This window comes from Gordonia sp. w5E2 (assembly GCF_036540975.1).
Taxonomy (GTDB): Bacteria; Actinomycetota; Actinomycetes; order Mycobacteriales; family Mycobacteriaceae; genus Gordonia; species Gordonia jacobaea.
Genome location: NZ_CP144213.1, coordinates 5,036,646 through 5,058,092 on the forward strand (window position 1 = coordinate 5,036,646; position 21,447 = coordinate 5,058,092).

General features: G+C 66.5%; 16 protein-coding genes. 12 read left to right on the forward strand and 4 right to left on the reverse strand.

Annotated elements, in window-relative coordinates:
* Positions 1 to 49: 49 nt before the first annotated feature.
* From RND64_RS22870 to RND64_RS22885, 4 genes are all read left to right on the forward strand, one after another.
* Complete coding sequence (locus RND64_RS22870; protein WP_082938083.1) at positions 50 to 385, forward strand: ArsR/SmtB family transcription factor; 336 nt, start codon at positions 50 to 52, stop codon at positions 383 to 385.
* Positions 385 to 1,173 (forward strand): cation transporter, encoded by a 789-nt coding sequence (locus RND64_RS22875; protein WP_082938084.1) that lies wholly within the window; start codon positions 385 to 387, stop codon positions 1,171 to 1,173. Before RND64_RS22870 ends, RND64_RS22875 begins: the two co-directional genes overlap by 1 nt.
* Before the next feature lie 46 nt (positions 1,174 to 1,219).
* Positions 1,220 to 1,873 carry a DsbA family protein gene (locus RND64_RS22880; protein ID WP_049699215.1) on the forward strand — a complete coding sequence of 218 codons (654 nt, stop codon included), beginning with the start codon at positions 1,220 to 1,222 and terminating at the stop codon, positions 1,871 to 1,873.
* A 135-nt stretch (positions 1,874 to 2,008) separates the two neighbouring features.
* Entirely contained in the window at positions 2,009 to 3,931 is a 1,923-nt protein-coding gene (locus tag RND64_RS22885; protein ID WP_331436320.1) for an HNH endonuclease signature motif containing protein, read from the forward strand.
* Positions 3,932 to 4,122: 191 nt separating this feature from the next.
* Here the strand turns inward: RND64_RS22885 and RND64_RS22890 are convergent, their stop codons facing one another.
* Positions 4,123 to 4,788: a YqgE/AlgH family protein gene (locus RND64_RS22890; RefSeq protein WP_064868024.1), complete on the reverse strand. Its 666-nt coding sequence runs from the start codon at positions 4,786 to 4,788 to the stop codon at positions 4,123 to 4,125.
* 37 nt (positions 4,789 to 4,825) lie between these two features.
* Between RND64_RS22890 and RND64_RS22895 the strand changes: the two genes are divergently transcribed.
* Complete coding sequence (locus tag RND64_RS22895) at positions 4,826 to 6,298, forward strand: MFS transporter (RefSeq protein ID WP_442902863.1); 1,473 nt, start codon at positions 4,826 to 4,828, stop codon at positions 6,296 to 6,298.
* On the opposite strand, the gene RND64_RS22900 is transcribed toward RND64_RS22895, so the two are convergent.
* On the reverse strand, positions 6,187 to 6,735 hold the full coding sequence (locus tag RND64_RS22900) for a hypothetical protein (protein ID WP_331436321.1): 549 nt from the start codon (positions 6,733 to 6,735) through the stop codon (positions 6,187 to 6,189). The genes RND64_RS22895 and RND64_RS22900 overlap by 112 nt on opposite strands.
* Before the next feature lie 103 nt (positions 6,736 to 6,838).
* Here RND64_RS22900 and RND64_RS22905 point away from each other — a divergent pair, with 103 nt between their 5' ends.
* Both RND64_RS22905 and RND64_RS22910 read left to right on the forward strand, forming a co-directional pair.
* On the forward strand, positions 6,839 to 7,930 hold the full coding sequence (locus RND64_RS22905; RefSeq protein WP_049699212.1) for an aminotransferase class V-fold PLP-dependent enzyme: 1,092 nt from the start codon (positions 6,839 to 6,841) through the stop codon (positions 7,928 to 7,930).
* 143 nt (positions 7,931 to 8,073) lie between these two features.
* Complete coding sequence (locus RND64_RS22910; protein ID WP_049699211.1) at positions 8,074 to 9,006, forward strand: diacylglycerol/lipid kinase family protein; 933 nt, start codon at positions 8,074 to 8,076, stop codon at positions 9,004 to 9,006.
* A 16-nt stretch (positions 9,007 to 9,022) separates the two neighbouring features.
* On the opposite strand, the gene RND64_RS22915 is transcribed toward RND64_RS22910, so the two are convergent.
* Complete coding sequence (locus RND64_RS22915) at positions 9,023 to 10,486, reverse strand: CCA tRNA nucleotidyltransferase (protein ID WP_049699210.1); 1,464 nt, start codon at positions 10,484 to 10,486, stop codon at positions 9,023 to 9,025.
* A 136-nt stretch (positions 10,487 to 10,622) separates the two neighbouring features.
* Between RND64_RS22915 and RND64_RS22920 the strand changes: the two genes are divergently transcribed.
* From RND64_RS22920 to RND64_RS22930, 3 genes are all read left to right on the forward strand, one after another.
* Positions 10,623 to 11,897: an NUDIX hydrolase gene (locus tag RND64_RS22920; protein WP_083444385.1), complete on the forward strand. Its 1,275-nt coding sequence runs from the start codon at positions 10,623 to 10,625 to the stop codon at positions 11,895 to 11,897.
* Positions 11,890 to 14,841 (forward strand): DUF6049 family protein, encoded by a 2,952-nt coding sequence (locus RND64_RS22925; protein WP_049699209.1) that lies wholly within the window; start codon positions 11,890 to 11,892, stop codon positions 14,839 to 14,841. Before RND64_RS22920 ends, RND64_RS22925 begins: the two co-directional genes overlap by 8 nt.
* A 239-nt stretch (positions 14,842 to 15,080) precedes the next feature.
* Positions 15,081 to 19,160, forward strand: a complete 4,080-nt coding sequence (locus RND64_RS22930) for a murein biosynthesis integral membrane protein MurJ (protein ID WP_331436322.1) — start codon at positions 15,081 to 15,083, stop codon at positions 19,158 to 19,160.
* Here the strand turns inward: RND64_RS22930 and RND64_RS22935 are convergent.
* Entirely contained in the window at positions 19,144 to 20,085 is a 942-nt protein-coding gene (locus RND64_RS22935) for a sterol desaturase family protein (RefSeq protein WP_049699457.1), read from the reverse strand. The two genes, RND64_RS22930 and RND64_RS22935, sit on opposite strands and share 17 nt — an antisense overlap.
* Positions 20,086 to 20,222: 137 nt before the next feature.
* On the opposite strand from RND64_RS22935, the gene RND64_RS22940 reads away from it, so the two are divergent.
* Both RND64_RS22940 and RND64_RS22945 read left to right on the forward strand, forming a co-directional pair.
* Complete coding sequence (locus tag RND64_RS22940; protein ID WP_049699456.1) at positions 20,223 to 20,915, forward strand: TetR/AcrR family transcriptional regulator; 693 nt, start codon at positions 20,223 to 20,225, stop codon at positions 20,913 to 20,915.
* Between the two features lie 70 nt (positions 20,916 to 20,985).
* The gene (locus RND64_RS22945; protein WP_049699206.1) at positions 20,986 to 21,414 is read left to right on the forward strand and encodes a PPOX class F420-dependent oxidoreductase; all 429 of its coding nucleotides are present in this window, start codon (positions 20,986 to 20,988) and stop codon (positions 21,412 to 21,414) included.
* Positions 21,415 to 21,447: the final 33 nt, after the last annotated feature.

Sequence of the window (21,447 nt, forward strand, 5' to 3'; positions counted from 1 at the left end):
AAGGGTTCAGCTTGTCGTGAATACAGAAATGGATGTACCGTCTGTATTCATGGAGACTGTGGCGGCGAGTCAACGCGATGCGCTGACGAGGTTCGGATACGCGTTGTCGGACTCGACGCGTACGCAGGTGCTGCTGCGACTGCGGAATGGTGGCGCGTATCCCGCGGAGTTGGCCGAGGCGATCGGGGTGTCACGCCAGGTCTTGTCGAACCATCTTGCTTGCCTGCGGGGATGCGGGCTTGTTGTTGCGGTACCCGAAGGTCGCCGCACTCGGTACGAGCTGACCGACGGCCGGATTGCCCACGCCTTGGACGACTTGCTCGGATTGGTTCTCGCGGTCGATCCGACGTGTTGTCCAACCTCCGACGAGCATGGTTGCTGCTGATGGCCGAAGAGCTGGGTCTCCCGTCGGTGGGTCGGCCGTCGGTGGGTCTCCCCGATGCGAGTCGGCCGGCGCTGAGTGTTGCCCGTCGGGAGTTGCTACAGCGTCGGATTCGGTGGTTCGTCGCGGCGACCATCGCCTACAACGTCGTCGAAGCTGTGATCGCGATCGGCGAGGGCACGCGTGTGTCCTCGACGGCCTTGATCGGCTTCGGCCTGGATTCGGTCATCGAAGTGTCGTCGGCAGCCGCGGTTGCCTGGCAGTTTGCGGGTTCGGATCCGGAACGGCGCGAGAAGGTCGCGTTACGGATCATCGCGTTCTCGTTCTTCGCCCTGGCGGCCTACGTGAGCGTGGACTCGCTCCGTTCCCTCCTCGGTACTGGTGGCGAGGCGCGTCACTCGTCGATAGGGATTGTCTTGGCGGCAGTCAGTTTGCTGATCATGCCGCTTTTGTCGTGGGCGGAACGTCGCGCCGGCCGTGAACTCGGCTCGCTGAGCGCGGTGGCCGACTCCAAACAGACTTTGCTGTGCACGTACCTCTCGGCAGTACTGTTGCTCGGGTTACTTCTCAACAGCCTGCTCGGATGGTCGTGGGCTGACCCGATCGCCGCTCTTGTCATCGCCGCGATCGCGGTCCGCGAGGGCATCAACGCATGGAAGGGCGACACGTGCTGTGCACCCAGCATCGGCCAGCGCGCCGGCGAGCCCGCTGGGTGCGACTGCTGCAGCACGGAGGTGACGGGCCAGGGCGCTACCCCGAGGGCCACACCCGACGCGTCGCAGTCGGCCTGATCAGACCGATGCCACTCCCCTACGACATCGCCTCGGAGTTGAACGCGTGAGCAAACCGATCAAGATCGCCTGGGCGGTACTCGCTGCCATCTTCGTCGGCATCGGTGTTGCCGTTTTTGCCATCGACGACGCCACGTCCCCGACTCCGGCTGATACTGCCGAAGTGTCTGATCTCGTTGTACGCCCCGACAGTCACCGCCTGTCCTCGCCCGAGCAGAGCCGGGCGCAGTTCGTGGAATTCCTCGACTTCGAGTGCGAAGCCTGCGGCGCCGTCTACCCGATCATCGAGGACCTGCGGCGAGCCTATGGCGACCGCGTCACCTTCGTCGTCCGCTACTTCCCGATGCCTGGACATTTCAACGCCGAACGCGCTGCTCGTGCAGTCGAAGCCGCAGCCCAGCAGGGTCGGTTCGAGCAGATGTACCAGCGCATGTTCGCCACCCAATCCCAGTGGGGTGAACAGCAAGTCCCCGCCGACGACCTGTTCCGTACCTTCGCCGTTGACCTCGGCCTCGACATGGCAGCCTTCGACACCGCCTACAACAGCCCCGCCACGCTCGAACGAATCCGCGCCGACGTCGCCGACGGCCTGTCCCTGGGCGTACAAGGCACTCCCACGTTCTTCCTCGACGGGAAGCGGCTCCAACCGTCCACAATCGACGAACTCACCGCCGCCGTGAATGAGGCAGCGTCTGCGTGATCGACGTCGACCGGGACTCCGCGAAACGCTTGTCCACAAGGTCGAAAAATTGTTCGAGAATTCCTCGACGCTGTCGGTATTGTCGGGTAATGTAGAACACATATTCGATATGATGTGGGGCGGGGGTGGCGGCACGTGAACAGCAACAGCAATCGCAACAACAGCGAGAATGGCCGTGCGCCTTCGGCTTTGGGATCATCTGTCTTGGCCTCTGCTGCGGTGGGTTCTGCGGATGCGGTGGTGGCGGAAAAACTGTCACGTCTTGCAGCGGTGTTGGATGAGTTGGCTGCCGTCGATGTGTCGCTGGTATCCGACGCGGCGCTGGTGGAAGCCACTGTTGAGGCCGAACGGCTAGCACTGCGGACCGCGGGCGCGGTCACCGATCGCTTGATTGTGGAGGCTTCCGACCGCGATCTGCCCCGCGCCCTGGGTTTCCGCGATGTTCGCAACTTTATGGGGCATGGTCTGCATATTGGTGATCCCGCGGCGCGGCATCGGGTGATCGCCGCGACCGGCTCGTTCACCACGATCTGCGGCGACCGACTACCACCCTCGTGTCCCACGTTGGCTGGGTATGTGGTCGAGGGTCGGGTCGCGGGCGCGCACGTCCGGGCTGTGCTCGAGGTGCTCGAAGCGATCCCCGGTGAAGTGTCGGCCGAGACGAAGGCTGCCGCCGAAGCGCAGATGGCCGGCTACGCGGTCCAGTTCACCCCTGCCGAAATCACCAATTTGGGTTCGCGGCTACTTGCCCATCTGGATCCGGATGGGACGCTGACCACCTCGAAGGATCGTAAACGTCGACGCCGCCTGTGGGTGAACCGGCAGAACGCGCAGTTGATGTCGCGGTTGACCGCTGATTTGGATCCGATCGCCCGCGCCCGACTCGACACGGTGTTGGACGCGTGGGCCAAACCCGGCATGAATAACCCGGACGACCCGGAGTCGCCGGTCGGGCCGATCACCATGGCGAATGCCGAACAGGTCGCGGCAGCTGCGCTGCGTGATGAACGCTCACCCGCACAACGCAACCACGACGCCTTCTCCGCACTACTCGGCCAGGTGTTGGAATCCGGCATGCTCGGCAACACCCACCGTGGGTTGCCGATTCAGGTGATCGTCACCACCAGCCTGCAGGAACTCGAAGAGCAGGCAGGGATCGCACAAACCACGTCCGGAACACTCCTCCCGATCGGCGACGTGATCGAGATGGCCGCCTCCACCGGGGCCAGCCAGTATTTGGCGGTGTTCGGTGAGCACACCAGCGTGCCGCTGTATTTGGGTCGGTCGAAGCGGATCGCGTCGCTGGGACAACGGTTGGCCTCATTCGCCTCACCCGGCGGGAAGATGTGTTCGGCACCGGGTTGTAATCAGCCCGCGAGCAGGGTGCAGATGCATCACGCCGCGAAAGACTGGGCCGACGGCGGCTTGACTGACATCGACCAGTTGGTGCCTGCGTGTGATGTGCACAACCGGCGGGTCGGCACGAAGCCCGGCCAGTTCACGACCCGCATGATCACCGAAGGACCTGATACCGGACGTGTTGCGTGGCGGCTCAACGCCAAGCCGGGTATGCCGGAGAATCCCGAACACATCAACCGCATCGCCGACGTCACAGCTGATTTCCGCGACTACCTCACCGCCGAACACACCAGCAACCAAGCCGCAGCACGCACAACAGGCATAGGCACAGACGCGACAGTCACCGAGATCGGCGTGCGAGGCTCGGGTACACCGGACGCCGAGATCGTCGCGGACGCAGTGGGTGCCTGGATGGTGTCGCCGTCCTCGGTGCCGGACTTGCCGAGCAGGCAGGTGACATGTCAGACGCTTACCGGAGTCGAACTCGCGCTGTTGGATGGGATGCCTTCCGCAGATACTCGGCGCCTCGGCAGGCGGGTCGACATCCGATGGAACCTCCCCAGGCCACTCGAACTCGACCCCGACCCGCCCACAGACCCCAACCCATCAACGGGCCCTGCCCCACCAGCCAGCCCCATCGCACCCCACGGCGTCGACCCGCCAGACAGCCTCGGCCCACCGTTGGCCGACGCAGCCTGACCGTCGCGCCAACCAGTACGACGCGCGGACCCGGGCGCAACGTCGAATCTCGTTGTGCCGCAACCCGTCTACACCCCGCCACCACTACGGTGGCGGGGCAGACGTGGTTGGGCAGATGTGATTGGGCGCTGCTCAGAACGGTCGGCCGACATTGGATCTCGGCGGGGGATCTCGGCGGGGCGGCGGGATCGTCAGTTCTGGTCGACGTCGATCGGAAAGGTCGCGAGCAGCGGCATGGGCCAGGGCTGGCGTCGCAAGACATCTGCCCACACGTCGACGGTCGGCGGTGCGAGTAGGTCGCGTGGAAGCGCCGAGGCGAGCAGCCAACTGTCCTGGGCGAGCTCCGCGTCGAGCTGGCCTATCCCCCAACCCGCGTATCCAGCAAAGATGCGCACGCCCTCGAGGACCTCGGCGAGAAGTTCTTGGTCGGCGTCGAGGTCGACGAGTACCACCCGGCCGTCGACCGGACGAAGCCCTTCGATTCCCTCGATGTCGACGCCGTGTTTCGTGACTCCCAGGCACAACGCTGCATCCTGCTTCACCGGACCTCCGATGAACAGCGCCTGCGGCGACGCGGCGAGATCAGTCCACTGCGGAAGGATGTTGTGGACCGCGGTCTGGCTCATCCGGTTGAGGATCACGCCGAGGCTGCCGCCGTCGTTGTGTTCGATGATGTAGATGACCGAGCGCGCGAATGTGGGTTCGGTCAGGTCTGTCGAAGCGAGAAGCAAGGTACCCGCCCGCACGCTGTTGGCCGACTCCATGTCGCGGGCATCAGGCATACCGCCACCCTCGGCTCCGTCGGAGTTCTCGGGTGAGAAATCGTCCGCGTTGTCACCACCCACAGTGATTATCATCGCATGCCTTATGCGTGCAGGTCGGTACTCTTGATTGGTGAGCTCCACTGCGCGCGACGGCCGATCTGTGCGTGGCGCGTGGCGCGATTTTCTCGAGTCGTTACGCAGTTCTCCTGGTCTCGGACGGCTGCTCTCCGTGCGCCTCGCCAGCCAACTGACCGACGGCGTGTTTCAAGCAGCGCTGGTCGGTGGAGTGTTGTTCAATCCCGAACGCCACGCCGATCCGCTCGCCGTCGCAGGTGGCATGGCAGTGCTGCTGCTCCCGTACTCGGTCATCGGTCCTTTCGCCGGAGCGCTCCTCGACCATTGGGACCGTCGAGCTGTCTTGTTGTACGCCAACCTGATTCGCGGTCTGATGATCGCTTTCGTCGCAATCGCCATCGCCACGGGAACCCCCGACACGGTTGTGCTTGTCGGTGCACTCGCAGTGACCGGCGCCAGCCGCTTCGTGGCATCCGGTCTGTCCGCCGGACTCCCCCATGTCGCGTCGCAAGATGTCATCGTCGCGACCAACGCGCTGTTCACGACGCTCGGCGGGTTCATGCTCTCGGTGGGTGCTGTCCTCGCGATGGGGGTGCGCCTGCTCGCCGGATCGGACAACACGGGCAGCGCGATCACGATGATCGCGGCCGTGGTGATGTCCATCCTCGCGGCGTACCTCGCACGTGGATTTCCGCGACTGCAACTCGGTCCCGATCACCCCGACGATCCCGGCCGCTCGGCGGTGCACGCCGTTGCCGTTGGTCTGCAGCACGGCGCGATCGCCGTCGCAGGTTGCAAACCGGTGGCCGCCGCACTCTCGGCGATCGGGGCGCATCGCGTGGTGTTCGGTATCAATACGCTGATGCTGCTGGTTCTCGCGCGCCATTCGGGATCCGGGGATGGCCTCGACCGTGTCGGCGCCGTCGTCGGCTGCACCGCAGCGGGCGCATTGGCTGCGGCATTCATCACGCCGGTCGCTGTGGATCGATTCGGTCGCAAGGCGACGCTGATCACCGCACTGGCAGTCGGAGCCGTCGCGGAACTGTCGCTGCTCTCCTTCTCGTTCGTCGTCTTCTGCATCTCCGCGGTGGTGTTGGGCCTCATCGGCCAGGTTGCCAAGCTGTGCGGCGACGTGTCGATGCAGGTCGACATCGACGACGCCGTGCGTGGCCAGGTGTTCTCGGTCCAGGACGCGGTGTTCAACATCGCCTACGTCGCTGCGATCGCAATCGCCGCCACCACGATTGCGCCCGACGGCCGGACGCCGGCACTCGTCGTGGTTGCCGTGGTGATCTACCTGGTCGGAATCGCCGCCGTGCGGTTCGTGCACCCGGGACGCGACGAGCTGGTCGGCGCGAGCCACCACGCAGCCGAGCACGCCCGCCACGAGCGTGAGCAGGAGAAGCACTCGGACTCTTATCTGCCGAACTCGGGCGCATCGGCACCGAAGGCCGCGTCGGCGATCCCGTCGCCGTCGGAGTCGACGAGCACGGTGTCGAAATCGCCGTCACCGTCGGAATCCACATAGAGCCGACGCTCGGCTCCCGAGCCTCCCGCCCCGGGATCAGCGACCCCGGCATCGACGACCTCGGCGTCGACTCTGCCGTCTCCGTCGAGGTCGAGCCGCTGTGTCGAGGGTTGACGCCCGGCGCGCGGCGTCGGCTCGGGCGCCTCGCCCTGACCTGCGGTGACGCCCTGCCCCACCGCGACATCCCACAGGCCGCGTCCCGAGTCGCGGTACTGGCGCTCGGGTCGGCCGTCGTCGTCGATGTCGAGTGCTGCGACGTCGGCGTGGCCGTCGCCGTCGACATCCCACATGGCGTCGTCGGCACGTCCGTCACCGTCGAAGTCGATGCTGACCGCGTCGAGGGTGCCGTCGGCGTCGAGGTCGAGGTCGGCAGCGCTCGACCAACGGCTCAACGTGCCATCGCCGGGGCCGAACACGTACTCGATCAAGGGATCCACGCGTCATCAGACGTTCAGCGGGGCTGGTTGGTTCCGTTATGGACTCCCCAAGATTCCCCAGGACGCAGCACGGTGCGTTTTGTGAGCACGGTACGTTTTGTTCATGTATGTGAGCGAGCTGGGAGAGCAATTCCACCGCGCTCGTCTCGAGCCGGCGATCACACACCTGGATGCCGCGTCGGCGGGACGTTCGTCGAACGCTGTCATCGGGACAGTGTCGGCGCATCTGTGGCGTGAGGCCGAACGCGGTTCGTACGTCGCAGCAGACGACCGCGCGGAAGAGATCGCCAGGGACAAGCGCGACATCGCCCAACTCCTCGGTCACACCCCTGACGAGCTCACCTACCGCGAGAGTGCCCGTGCCGCACTACGCACGCTGCTGACCTCTTGGAGTCTGCCCATGGCGTCGACGGTCTGGGTTGCCAAGAACGAGTTCGGGCCCAACCTCGTCGAGTTCGAGCGCCGCGGTTACGCCGTCCGGCCGCTTCCCGACGGCGACGTCTACGGCCACGTCGACACCGACGCGCTGGAGAACATGCTGCAATTCGAGCAGCCCGACTTCATCCACATCTGCCACGTCGGCTCGATGTCGGGTGCCGTGCAGCCTGTGGCGCGGATCGTCGAGGTCGCACATCAGGTGGGCGTGCCCGTCGTCGCCGACATGGCGCAGGCCGTCGGACACGTACCGACAGTCACCGGCGCCGACGTCGTCTATGGCACCAGCCGCAAATGGCTGACCGGTCCGCGCGGCGTCGGATTCCTCGCTGTGCGCCGTGATTCGCTGCGACCTGTCGAGGTCGACCCGTCGCAGTCGTTCATCGCGGGCATGCTCGGCCTCGGCGTCGCAGTGTCCGAGGTGCTCCAGACCGGTCAGCAGCGGGTCTTCCGCGAACTCGCAACGATCGGCCGCACCACCCGCGAGCGGCTCGACGGGATCGGCAGTTGGCAGGTGCTCGAACCGGTCGACGAACCGTCGGCCATCGTCACCCTTGCCCCACCTCCCGGATTCCAGAACGCCGACGTCCACCAAGCGCGCGACAAACTCTTCGAACTCGGCCTGCTGGTGACCGCCGCCGACTCCTGGCGTGCCCCCCTCGCGGGCGACACGTCGGTCCTCCGGATCAGCCCACACCTCGACGTCACACGCGAGCAGCTCGACCGCCTCGCCGACGCCCTGCGCACGATGGGCTACTAGCGCGCTCCGCGCGGGGGCTACTAAAGCGCCAATTAGACCCGCTCACGCCGCCAGGCGCTTGCCTAAAACGTTCAACTTGGTCTGGCGACCCACCAGTGTGACCTGCCCCTTTGCCGAGAGCCAATGTGACAGACTGATCCTCGATGTCTGCGAGCCCAGAGAGTAAGAGCGCGGTCGGTCACCTCGCGATCGTCGCCAACCCGACGTCGGGTCACGGCGCCGGACAACGCGTCCTCGGTGCCGCAACAGCCGTGCTGCGCGGCCGGGGCGTCAGCCACGAAGTTCTGACCGCCGACACACGCGAACAGAGCGCACAGCTCGCCGCCAAGGCGGCCGAACGAGGAGCCGACGCCATCGTCGTCGTCGGTGGCGACGGAACCGTTCAGACAGTGCTCCGCGCAGTTCACAGCAATCGGTTGCCGCTCGGAATCATCCCCGCAGGCAGCGGAAACGACGCCGCGCGCATGCTCGACATTCCGCTCGACGACGTCGCACGTGCTGTCGCGATCGTCCTCGACGGCAACACGCGGCGCATCGACCTCGGTCGCGCTTCCTTCTCCGACGGCACCGTCGACCTGTTCTGCACCATCGCCGCGACGGGATTCGACGCGGCCGTCGCCGAACGCGCCCGGGATCTGTCCTGGCCGAGCGGGCGCGCGCTCTTCGCCCTGGCCGCGCTGCGACAACTTCCCAAGCTAAATCGACACCACTATCAAGTGCGTGTCGACGACGTCGAGGTCGAGACCGACGCCGCATTCACCGCCATCGCCAACGGTCCGACGTACGGCGCCGGGATGCGGATCGCACCCCACGCCAGCGCCGACGACGGTGTCTTCGACATCGTGATGGGTTCCCACCCCCGGCACCTGCCGCGACTGTCGCTGCTGCGCGGTCTCGCCCAGGTGCTCTACAGCCGCGTCGAAAAGAATCCGCTGTTCAAAGACATGCAGGGTCGCGAGGTGGACCTATACTGCGACCCACCTGCCGACGTGTCACTCGACGGCGACATCGTCGGCTCACTGCCGACCGTCTTCGACATCATCCCGGGCGCCATCGACGTGTACGCACCGCACTGAGTGGCAGGCCAGTCGGCTAACCCTCGCCGCGCTCGGCCCACCACTCGCGAAGCGCCGCGACGGCCTCCTCGTGCGACAGCGGGCCGCGGTCGAGGCGCAATTCCTTCAGATACCGCCACGCCTGTCCGACGACCGGTCCGGCAGGGATCTGCAGGATCTCCATGATCGCGTTGCCGTCGAGGTCGGGGCGCACCCGTTCGAGGTCCTCTGCGGCTGCCAGCGCGGTGATCCGCTCCTCGAGGCTGTCGTAGTTCTCCTGCAGCCGCCGAGCCCGACGCTTGTTACGGGTGGTGCAGTCGGCGCGCACAAGCTTGTTGAGTCGATCGAGCAGCGGACCGGCGTCGGTGACGTAGCGTCGGACAGCCGAATCGGTCCACCGACCCTCTCCGTAGCCGTGAAACCGCAGGTGCAAGAACACCAGGGTCGCCACGTCTTCGACGACGGCCTTCGGATACTTCAAGGCGCGCATACGCTTTCGCACCATCTTCGCGCCGACCACCTCGTGGTGGTGGAAGCTCACGCCGCCGTCGGGCTCGTGTCGTCGGGTGGCGGGTTTGCCGATGTCGTGCAGCAGCGCGGCCCAGCGCAGGATGAGGTCGGGGTCGCCCTGCTCGAGGTCGATCGCCTGCTTCAGGACGGTCAACGAGTGCTGATAGACGTCCTTGTGCTGGTGATGTTCGTCGATGGTGAGCTGCATGCCCGGTATCTCGGGGAGCACGCGGTCGGCGAGTCCGGTCTCGACCAGAACGTCGATCGCCTCGATCGGGTGCTCGCCGAGGATGAGTTTGTCGAGTTCGGCCCGCACCCGCTCAGCGGTGATGCGGTTGATCTCGTCGGCCATCGCGGTGATCGCGTCGAACACGCGCGGCGCGAGCCGGAACCCGAGCTGCGAGACGAACCGCACCGCGCGAAGCATGCGCAGCGGATCGTCGTTGAACGACTCCTGAGGCGTCGCAGGGGTATCGATGATTCCGGCGAGTAGGGCTGTCATTCCGTCGAGCGGGTCGTGGAACTCCGCTGGCCCGGTCGGGCCGATCGCGACGGCCATGGCGTTCATCGTGAAATCGCGGCGCACGAGGTCGGCTTCGAGTGAATCGCCGAAGGTGACCTCTGGATTTCGCCCGACGCGGTCGTACTGATCGGCGCGGAACGTCGTGATCTCGATCATCACGTCGCCCTTGCGTGCCGAGATCGTGCCGAACTCGATGCCGGTGTCCCAGATCGCGTCGACCCATCCGGTCAGCAGGCGGGTGATCTCGTCGGGGCGGGCGTCGGTGGTGAAATCGAGGTCGTTGCCGAGGCGCCCGAGCACCGCGTCTCGCACCGAACCGCCTACCAGGTACAACTCGTGATCGGCTGTCGCGAAGCGCTCACCGAGCGGCGCCAGAACGTCGGAAAGCCCCTGGAGGGTGACCGCGGCGGCCGCGAGAAGCCTGGTGCGGCGCTCGATGCGTGCGTTCGATGCGGTCGGGTCGGTCACGGCACGCCAGCCTACCGTCGTGGGCACCGCAGAAACATCCCGGCACCCGCGCCGAACCCCCTTCTGAGCGGTTCCGTTCGCGGCGCACCCACGGCACTGGGCAAACGGCAGGTGACCAGCGGCTAGCATCGAGTCTGTGTCCACCGAGTCCCCGACCAACCGCGCAGACGTCTCAGGCGACGTCTCGTCGGCTGGTCACGGCGGTATTTCGGGTGGAAATTCAGGAGCGACGACGGGCAACGCCGCGGGTACATCGACTGGTTCCGGCGGGAAACCGGTGGGCAACTCGGGCGTTGGTTCGGCTGGCAAACCAGGTCCGTCGCGCCGCTCGCGCAGGGGTCGTCGACGACGACGCGCACAGGACAACCGACGCGCCGATACCGCTGGGACCGACCATCGCCCCGGTGCCGACCCTGCCCTGAACAGCAAGAACAACCTGAATAGCAAGAACAACGACAAGCAGCGAGACAGACAGCGCAAACGCGCGCCGTCGCCGGCGGATGTCGCACGCGCGACTTCCCGCTCGCACCGCGTCGAAGCAGGCATGGCCGACGCCGAACCCGCCGACCGTGACGCCGAAACGTCGATCGAGGGCGCGCATGCGAAGGTGACGCCGCCCAAGCCGTCGGACATCGCGGTCGTCAGCGCGAAGATCACCAAGACCGGCCTGACCCACGCGTCGAACGGCCCCAAACCCGGCCAGAACCGCAATCGACGCCGCGCCACCCGCACGGGCGATCGCAGCGCCAACAGCCCCGACCGACTGCAGACCGTGCGCGAGACCTCTGCGGGTGGGCTGGTCATCTCCGACCTCGAGCTCCCCGTCGACGAACTGTCAGCGGCGCTCATCGGCCGCGTCGACAGGCGCGGCAGGTTGATGTGGTCGCTCCCGAAGGGGCACATCGAGACCGGCGAGACCGCGGAACAGACCGCGATCCGCGAGGTCGCGGAGGAGACCGGTATTCAGGGCACGGTGGTCGCACCCCTCGGCAAGATCGACTACTGGTTTGTCAGCGAGGGCAAACGCATCCACAAAACGGTGCATCACTATCTGCTGCGCAGCGTCGGTGGAGAGCTTTCCGACGCCGATTACGAGGTCAGCGAGGTCGCATGGGTGCCGTTGCACGAGTTGCCGCGCAAGCTCACGTACTCTGACGAGCGGCGATTGGCCCGGATGGCGCGCGGCGTGATCGCCGATCTGGCCGCCGACCCCGCACGGTTGGCCCAATCCGAGGCCGAGAGCAGCCGCACCGAACCGAACGCATATGAGAAAGCCGCAGCCGCACGTAATCAGCGACGCAACGACGTCGGGCATCGCTCGGAGGTCAAGCGCCGCACGGACAGTCAGCCCCAGGCGCGGCCGCGTCGACGGCGCAGGCGTCCTCGGCGACCTGCGTCCGGGGATGCGTGACGTCCTGCGCATCGGTAGTTCTCGGCGCCTGAGCGCCTCTTTCGTCACGCGTGCGCGCGTTCTTCTCGCTGTTGTCGGCGTGGTGATCGTCGCGGCATTGTGTGCTGCTCCGGCCGCAGCGGTACCCACCACCGGCACCTCGGGCGCAACGACGTCACCGTCCGACGACCAGCGGTTTGCCTCCGTGGTCATCGACACACTCACGCCGTCGATGGTGACCACGACGTCGGGACCGGACGTCACCGTCGAGGGCCACGTGCGGAACACCAGTTCGCGCACGATCAAAGATCTGAGCATCCGCCTCGAACGCGGCGACGCCGTCCGCGACGCAGCGGGTCTGCGCAGCAGTCTTGCCGTCGCGCATCCTCCGATCGCCGTCGCCGGAGCGTTCCGCAATCTCACCGACGAACTCGCTCCCGGCGCCGAGGTCTCGTTCCGAATCAACATGTCGCTCTCGGGTGAATCGGGCATGCAGATATCGCGGCCGGGCGTGTACCCGCTGCAGGTCAACGTCAACGGCGTCCCCGACTACGGGTCGATGGCCCAGGTCGCAGGCTCTCGGACGCTGCTCCCCGTTCTCTCGCTGCCGCCGGACAAAGGTCGGGCCGCACAATTCGACTCGTCGGAATTCGATTCGACGCCTGGCAGCACCGACAGCACGTCCACCAGCGGAAACGACGGCCTAGGCGCCGACGGCGCGGTGTCGGCCGACATCTCCGACCCCGCACGCATCACGATGCTCTGGCCGCTCGCGGCTCCCCCGCAGCTCGCGCCGGGGGGTCTCGGTGGCGGCACCCAACCGGTCCGCCTGATCAGCGACGACATGGCCCGCTCACTGCGAGACGGCGGTCGCCTGCACGAACTCCTCGAGTCCGCACGCAACGTCGTCGGCACCGCCGCGAACGATTCGGGCGCAGGGGCAGGCACCCCCGGCGACTCCGGCAGCGCCTCCAATCCACCAGCGAGTGGTTCCGGTTCGGCGACCTCCGGGTCTGACACGTCATCCGGTTCCGCGACGTCTGATTCCGGAACGTCGGGTTCTGGGACACCCGGTCCGGGCAATCCCGCCTCGGGAACATCGACGGCTCCGGCCCAGCAGACCGCCTCCGACCTGCAACGAAGCATGTGCCTGGCCGTCGACCCAGACCTTTTGGTGACCGTTCGCGCGATGTCGCTGGGCTATGAGGTGTCCAGCAACCCCGCCGACCCGACGTCGCGCACCACACCCGGCACCGGTAGCGACGCCGCCACGCAGTGGCTGGCAGACCTTCGTGGTGTGGCGGCACGGACGTGTGTGGTCGCGCTGCCGTTCAGCCAGACCGATCTGACCTCGCTGGCGCGTATCGAGCGCTCGGGGCTGACCGCCGCCGCGCTTGACGCACCCGCAGACGTCGTCGACGCAATTCTCGGGGTGCGCAGTGTGCGGGGCCTGACTATTCCCGCGCTCGGCGCGGTCGATCAGGCGGGCAGCAAGCTGCTGCGCGATACGGACCACGCGAAGGTGCTCGCTTCGGCGTCGTCGGTGGATCCGACCGGGAATCCGAACGCCGCGGGCCTCTACAACGTCGGCGGACTGCTCACCCAGACCTACGACTCGTCGGTCAGCGCCGCGATGGGTGCAGTGGGCACGGCCCCACTGGTGTCCGCACTCACTCCGCCGAGCCAACAGTTCGACCTCGCCGCCGAGTCTCCGGTCAGCAGACGCCAAGCCGCCGTGGCGGCACTGGCATTCCGCTCGATCGCGACTCCGGGCTCCAGCACGAGCGGGGAACCGGACACCAGCACTCCCGTCACGAATACCGCCGGACGCGCGGACGTCGTGATGCCCCCGACCTACTGGTCGGCCACCTCCGACGACGCGAACGCACTGTTCTCGACCGCCACCGTTCTCTTCGGCTCGCGCGCAGCTACGCCTGCCCCGCTCGACGACCTGGTCAACAGGATCGGCGGAGCAGCAGCACCCGCACGGCTCGTCGAACCCCCGGGCATCGGCCCTGTCTCACAGATCGGACCAGTGCTCACCGACCGCACCGTCGACTCGATCCGGTCGGCAGCCGACGAATCGTGGCGCCTGCAGGGTGCGCTGGTCGATTCGGCCGACGTCGACGCCAGTCCCGAGCGTTACGTCTCCCAGTTGCGTGAGGATCTGCTCCGCTCGATCCGATCGCCCGACGAGAACAACACCGCAACACGGACCCGCCTTGCGCGAGAACGTCAGCAGCGTGTCGATGCGGTGCACTCGACGCTCCGCCGAATGCACGGATCGGTCACCATCCTTGACCCCGGCGGCCGATACACCCTCGCCTCGGAGCGAAGTCCGTTGTTACTCGTCGTACGTAACGACCTCGCGCTTCCCATCAGGGTCCGCATCACCACGACCGCGCCGAAGGATCTCGAGATCGGCGACGTCGGGGTCGTCGAGATCCCGGCACGCGGCACCCGACAGATCCAGTTGCCGACGCACGCGCAGTCATCCGAGGCGATGACGGTGACCATCGGAATGTCGACGGTAACCGGTGTCACACTCGGCACCCCGATCAAACTGTCGGTGTACTCGAACGCGTACGGAAAACCGCTGTTCATCGTCACGATTTGCGCAGCGGTCGCGTTGATCTTGCTCACGGCACGCCGCCTGTGGCGCCGGTTCCGCGGCAGGCCCGACCCCGCCGACCAGGACCGTCCCGAGCCCGACGAGCTTGAACGGATGCTCGCGGCAAGCACGTACCAGCAGCGGCGCCGTACCCTCCAACAGGAGGAAGCACTCGTCGAGACCGATCAGTTCGACGGGATCGCGCGCGACGACGCCGAGCCACCTAAGGCGCAGGACAGCGGCACAGCGGTCGACGGCAGCACAGCGGTCGACGGCGGTAGAGCGGTCGACAGTGGCAGAGCGGTCGACAGCAGTAGAGCAAAGGACAGTGGCACGGACAGGACAGGCGCATGAGCGATCGAGGACAACGCGGCGATCAGCCACGACGATCCGCGCCAGAGTCACCGCGGCGAGCCGCGTCGGAGCCACAGAGGCGAGGCGAATCAGAGGCACAGCAGCCAGGTGCACAAGATTCACAGCGGCCTGCCCCGTCAGAACAACAGCGCCGTGCCGCGCCGCGTCGCGTACCGCCGACTGATGCGACGACGCAGCGCGGGCCGAGTGCAAATGCATCGGGCCCCCGCGACCCCGGTATGCGCGACCCCGGTGTCGGACCAGCACCGCTGAACGGGCCGGTCGGTGCTCGTCCCCCGCTGTCGGGGCGAGCAGCTCCCCGTGTGATCCCTCCGGCGCGCCCGGACGCCCCACGTTCGACGACTCGCGATCCGCGCCCGTCCCGTGATCTGCCTCCTCACCGCGACGGCCAGCACGAACGCCCCCGCACCGACCGTGCCCAGCAGCCGCCGAGTGCACGGCGGCCACCGCCCGATCAACCACCGACTGACCAACCACCGACTGACCGACCGCCGCGCGGTAACCAACCTCGACGCGGCGCTCAGCCCCCGCGTGCCGCCCAGCCTCCCCGCGCGGGACGTCCGCTGCGCGAGACCCGACCTTCGGCGAGCGCGGCACGGGCCGCTGCGCCGGCGTCCACCGCGACCCAGGCGCGCGAGGCCGATACGTCTAAACCCAGCACCCCAGACACCGACACCCCTAATACCGACGACTCGTCGTCGACCGGTCTTGCGCGCGACTCCGACGCGAGCATCGTCAAGACGTCCGGGTCGATCGCGCTCGCCACGCTGACCAGCCGCATCACCGGGTTCATCCGAACCGTGCTGGTGCTTGCCATGCTCGGTCCCGCGATCGCGTCCGCGTTCCAGGCGGCGTACGTGCTGCCGAACATGATCGCCGAGGTTGTCCTCGGTGCCGTGCTGACCGCGATCGTGATCCCGACGCTCGTCCGCGCAGAAGCCGAGGACCCCGACGGTGGTCGGGGCTTCATCAACCGCATCTTCACCCTTGCGCTGTGCATGCTCGGCGCTGCGACGGTCATCGCTCTCGTCGCTGCTCCCCTGCTCACCTACCTCAACGTCGGCGACGGCGACGTCAACAGGCCGCTGACCACAGCGCTCGCCTATCTGCTGCTGCCGGAGATCCTGTTCTACGGGTTGTCGGCGCTGTTCATCGCCATCCTGAACATGAAGGGCCTGTTCAAACCGGGTGCGTGGGCTCCGGTGCTGAACAACGTCGTCCAGATCGCGACGCTCGTCCTGTACGCACTGATGCCCGGCGAGATCACACTCAATCCGGTCAAGATGTCCGAGCCCAAGCTGCTGGTCCTGGGTATCGGCACCACGCTCGGCGTCGTTCTGCAGGCGTGCATTCTGATCCCGTGGCTGCGTCGCGCGGGGGTGCAGCTGAAGCTGCAGTGGGGCATCGACGCGCGGTTGCGTGCCTTCGGTCGCCAGGCGGTCGCGATCGTCGGCTACGTAGCGATCCTGCAGGTCGGACTCGTCATCACCTACCGCATCGCCTCGCATGCCGACTCGTCGGGCATCTCGGTGTATGCGACGCACTGGCAGCTTCTGCAGCTCCCGTACGGTGTGCTCGGCGTGACGATCCTGACCGCGATCATGCCGCGCCTGTCGCGCAACGCCGCCGCCGATAACCGCGACGCCGTCGTCGACGATCTCTCCCTCGCCTCCCGCCTGACGATGGTCGCTCTGGTTCCGACGGTCGCGTTCATGACGTTCTTCGGTCCGGCAATCGGTATCGCGATCTTCAACTTCGGCAAGTTCGACGCCTCGATCTCCTCGCAGCTTGGCTCCGTGCTCGCCTGGGGCGCATTCACGCTCATCCCCTACGCCATCACGCTCGTCCAGCTCCGCGTGTTCTACGCCGCGCAGGATGCGTGGACTCCGACCTGGATCGCGCTGGGCATCACCGTCGTCAAGATCGCGTCGTCGTATCTGGGTCCGGTGCTCTTCTCCGATCCGCACATGGTGATCCGTTGGCTGTCGCTGTCGAATGGTCTCGGCTATCTCGCGGGCGCGATCGTCGGACACTTCCTCCTTCGTAAGCGCCTCGCCTACCGACGCCTCGAAGGCGTTGCGCGCACGACGATCGTGACGCTGATCGTGTCGCTCGGCGTCGCCGCGATCGTGTGGGTCGTCGCCGAGTTGTCGGGTCTCCACTATCTGGGCACGGCAGAGGGCAAGCTCGGTTCGCTGGCATATCTGCTGATCACCGCGGTCGTGGTGCTCGGTGTGACCTACGCGGGGCTGTCGGCGGCAGGACTGCCCGACGTCGTGGCGATCGGTAATTCGGTGCGCCGCTTGCTCGGTCGGTTCATCCCCGCTCTCGCGCCGCCCGCCGGTCAGGTCACGGAATCGTCGCCGACCATCACGGTTCAGTTTCCGCGGGTCACTGCCGATGAATCGCTCCCGTACTCTGGTCAGGTACAAGTGGTCCGGCGATTCGACCGTGGTACCGCGACCTGGCAGTCGTATGCGGTGCTCAGCGGTGGTGCCGCCGGTGGTCGGGGTCTCGAAGTCGGCTCACCAACGCGTGAACCACGAGATATTCGGTATCGCAGGAAAGGAGTCCGACGCGTGACTGACAGCGGCTTGACTGATAGCGGCTTGAGTGGCAGCGAGGTCGAGACCACCCCCCAGTCCGAGACGTCCTCCGATACGACGAGTGAGCAGGCCAAGCCCAACGAGCCGCGCTCATCCTCAAAGACCGGCGGACCCACCCCCGATCCCGACCGTCCCGAGGCCATCGGCACGCCCGTGCGCCGCGGACCGCGTCTCATCCCCGGCGCGGCTGTCGCCGGCGGTCGTTACCGCCTCCTCGACACCCACGGCGGCACCCGTGGCCTCCAATTCTGGCGCGCACAGGACATCAACCTCGACCGCGAGGTCGGCCTGACCTTCGTCGACGCCGAGCAGCTCGCACCGCCGCCCGAGCGCGGAGATCAGCCGAGCGCAAGCGATTCCGGCCCCCAGGGTGTTCTCACCCGCACTCTGCGACTGGGCCAGATCAGTTCCGCTGGCGTCGCGCGTGTTCTCGACGTCGTGCGTGGATCGTCGGGTGGCATCGTCGTCACCGAATGGGTCCCCGGATCGTCGTTGGCCGACGTCGCACGCTCGGGTCCCTCCCCCATCGGCGCCGCCCGTGCCGTCCGCGCGCTTGCGGCCGCCGCCGAAGCCGCACACCGTTCCGGCGGTGCGCTCTCCATCGACCATCCCGACCGGATTCGGATCAGCACCGACGGCAATGCCGTACTCGCTTTCCCGGGAACCCTAGCGGGCGACGACAAGTCGTCGGATGTCCGCGGACTCGGCGCCGTGCTGTACGCGCTACTGCTCGCACGGTGGCCTCTCGACGGCGAGACCGGACACCACCTCGTCACCACCGCCGACACGACGACGCCCGTCGGCGGACTGCCCATCGCCTCCCCCGGACCCGACGGTGAACCAATCGATCCGCGAGAGGTCAAGTCCGACATACCTTTCGAGATCTCAGCGGTCGCCTCGCGCGCACTCGACGGCGCACGCGGTATCCGCACTGCGGGCACCGTCCAGCATGTCCTCGACCAGGCAACCGTCCTCGACCTCCCGACCGACATGCTGCCCGCCATCAACGACGACGAGGCGCCGGTACGGATCGGCACCCACGAACCGTCGGCGGCCGCGGCCGCTCGTAAGCGCAACGTCGGGTTGCTCGCGGGCGCGGCGCTCCTCGCGCTGTTTGTTGTCATCGCGCTGATCGTTTGGGCCACAGGCATTTTCGGTGGCGACGAGGGCGACACCAACATCAACTCGATCCTCCCGACGACCTCGGCACCTGCCACACCCGGCAACCCGGCGCCCCCGCCCGCTGCGGGCACGGCGATCCCGCTCAATGCCGTCTCGATCGTCGACTTCTCCGCTCAGCCGCCGGACAATTCCGTCAATCTGCAGAACGTGATCAGCGGTGTCGCTCCGCCGTGGCGCAGCGACAGTTACCGCGGCTCAGCGGCTTTCGGTGGACTCAAGAACGGCATGGGCCTCATGTTCGACCTCGGCAGTGAGCAGAACGTCAAGGCCGTGACCATCAAGACGCCGACGCCCGGCTTCAACGTCGAGATCCGCACCGCACCGTCGGCAACGCCGACCGCCGCGCAGACCTCGACGCTGGCAACCGGCACGGTCGATCAGCCGAGCACGACGCTGACGGTCGAGAATCCGCAGGGCAGTCGCTACGTGATGGTCTGGCTCACCTCGCTGCCGAGCACAGGCAACGGCAGCTACCAGGTACAGATCGGCCAGGTCACGATGGCGCGCTGACGCGCCCGTCACCGCTTTCGACTGCTTCGGTCCCAGTGGCGCCGGCTCCGGCGACGCTTGCGGGTGCCCACCCGGGTGGACCGAACACGTAACCCAGGCGGGCACGCCAGCTTGCCGCTCCGCGGACGTCGCGCGCGATGCTCGCGTACTCGTGTGTTTGAAGCTTCACGATGTTGTACGTGCCGACCGACTTGGTGAGTCCGTATGTGGGACGGTGTGTTTCGGGCGAGAACGAGCCAAACAGCCTGTCCCAGATGATCAGCGTGCCTGCGTAGTTGCGGTCGAGATACTCCGGATCACTCCCGTGATGCACCCGGTGATGCGACGGCGTGTTGAAGACGAATTCGAAAGGGCGCCACATCTTGTCGATGCGCTCGGTGTGAATCCAGAACTGGTACACCAGGTTCAGCGAGTACGCGGCGAACACCAACGCGGGCGGCACACCGAGGAGGGGGAGTGGCAGCCACATCACTAGCGCCGCACTGATATTCCACTTTTGCCGCAGCGCCGTCGCGAAGTTGAAATACTCGCTCGAATGGTGCGCTTGGTGCGTCGCCCACACGAGCCGCACCCGATGCGACACCCGGTGCGACCAGTAGAACAAGAAGTCGACGCCGAGGAACGCGATAAGCCACGTGTACCAGGCGGTGGCCGGAAGATGCCACGGCGCGAGGTAGGTGAAGATCGCCGTGTACACGAGCAGCCCAAGCAGTTTCCACGCCGCGCTCGTGGCAATCGACACCACACCCATCGACAGACTCGCACGGGCATCGCGCTTCTCGTAGGCACCCTTCGGCGCGCGGCCCTCGTCGTCGGATTCCTCGAGCTTGTAGGCCGCGAACCACTCGATGGCCAGCATCGTCACGAAGAACGGGATCGCGAGGACCGTCGGCTCCCGCATCGGGTCGGGGAGTAGTTCGAGCATCGTGAGCGTCACCTCCGGTCCGCTATCTGACACGGCTATGTGTCAGATTTATGTTGACACAGTATCGTCTCAGATGGGGCGTGTCCATGCCGCCAGGCCAACGAGACAGACAGGCCGACCAGACAGGAAAGGATTCCGTGACACTCGAGACCTCCCAGCCCGGACCTTCGGGGCGGTTGTACGCCGGAACGGGGCCCGAGCAACGTCAGGCGCGGCGTCGAGCAGCTTTTGTCGACGCCGGACTGAACCTGTTCGGCCGCGAAGGCTTTCGTCACGTGTCGGTCAAGCGGCTCTGCGACGAGGCCGGCCTCACCCAGCGCTATTTCTACGAGTCCTTCTCCGACCGAAATGCGTTGCTGGCAGCCGTGTACGAACACTGCGTCGACATCTGCCGCGCGGCCGTAGGGGAGAGCCTCCTGCAGGTCCCGGACGTCACCAGCGGCCCCGCGACCAGCGACGACGCACCGGCTGAGCAGCGCCTCGCACAACTCACCCGCGTCGCCCTCGACGCCCTGCTCGAACGCCTCACCGGCGACCGACGGATGGCGCGCGTGATCCTCGTCGAGGTGGTCGGAGTCGACGCCTCTCTCGAGCGACTGCGGATGGACGCGATTCACGGGTGGGCCGAACTGGCCATGCACATCGCATTCGACGACGAGCAGCCGCCGGAGCGGTTCCGGCTCGCCGCGGTCGGGTTGATCGGTGCTCTCACGCAGCTCCTCGTCGACTGGTACATCGCGACCGACGCCGGAACACCGGCCGCCGACGTCTCCGACATCCGGGACGTCTGTGTTGAGATGTTCATCGCGACGTATCAGCGCCTGGCCTGACACACGACCTACCCTGGAAATCGGTCTACCGCCGCACAACCGACATCACCGGACGAAAGGTACCCGAACCATGTCCACAGCCGAGCTGACCGACCAGGTCGTCGAATTCCTCTCCACCGGAACACGAACCGGCAAGATCGCCTGGGTGTCGAAGGACGGCCGAGCGTTGGTCACGCCGATCTGGTTCATCGTCGAAGATGGCGCGCTGGTGTTCAACACCGGTCTGGATACGTCGAAAGGTCGCGCGCTGCAACGTGATTCGAGGGCAACCATCGTCGTCGACGACGAGAAGCCGCCGTTCTCGTTCGTGCAGGTCCAGGGCACCGTCGCCTTCGACGACGACCCCACCGACCTACTGCGCACAGCCTCGGCAATCGCCGAACGGTACATGGGTCCCGACCTCGCCGAGCAGTACGGCAAACGCAATGCCGTACCCGGCGAAGCGCTCGTGCGACTGACGCCGACGAAGGTCATCGCCGCATTCGACATCGCCGACTGAGCTGCTCACCGAGTACTCCGCCGAAATGTCGCG

Bases quoted from the DNA above. Each gene is read 5' to 3' on its own strand.
- RND64_RS22870 (WP_082938083.1), top strand. From the start codon at position 50: ATGGAGACTGTGGCGGCGAGTCAACGCGATGCGCTGACGAGGTTCGGA.
- RND64_RS22875 (WP_082938084.1), top strand. From the start codon at position 385: ATGGCCGAAGAGCTGGGTCTCCCGTCGGTGGGTCGGCCGTCGGTGGGT.
- RND64_RS22890 (WP_064868024.1), bottom strand. From the start codon at position 4,788: ATGATAATCACTGTGGGTGGTGACAACGCGGACGATTTCTCACCCGAG.
- RND64_RS22905 (WP_049699212.1), top strand. From the start codon at position 6,839: ATGTATGTGAGCGAGCTGGGAGAGCAATTCCACCGCGCTCGTCTCGAG.
- RND64_RS22910 (WP_049699211.1), top strand. From the start codon at position 8,074: ATGTCTGCGAGCCCAGAGAGTAAGAGCGCGGTCGGTCACCTCGCGATC.
- RND64_RS22925 (WP_049699209.1), top strand. From the start codon at position 11,890: ATGCGTGACGTCCTGCGCATCGGTAGTTCTCGGCGCCTGAGCGCCTCT.
- RND64_RS22930 (WP_331436322.1), top strand. From the start codon at position 15,081: ATGCGCGACCCCGGTGTCGGACCAGCACCGCTGAACGGGCCGGTCGGT.
- RND64_RS22935 (WP_049699457.1), bottom strand. From the start codon at position 20,085: ATGCTCGAACTACTCCCCGACCCGATGCGGGAGCCGACGGTCCTCGCG.
- RND64_RS22945 (WP_049699206.1), top strand. From the start codon at position 20,986: ATGTCCACAGCCGAGCTGACCGACCAGGTCGTCGAATTCCTCTCCACC.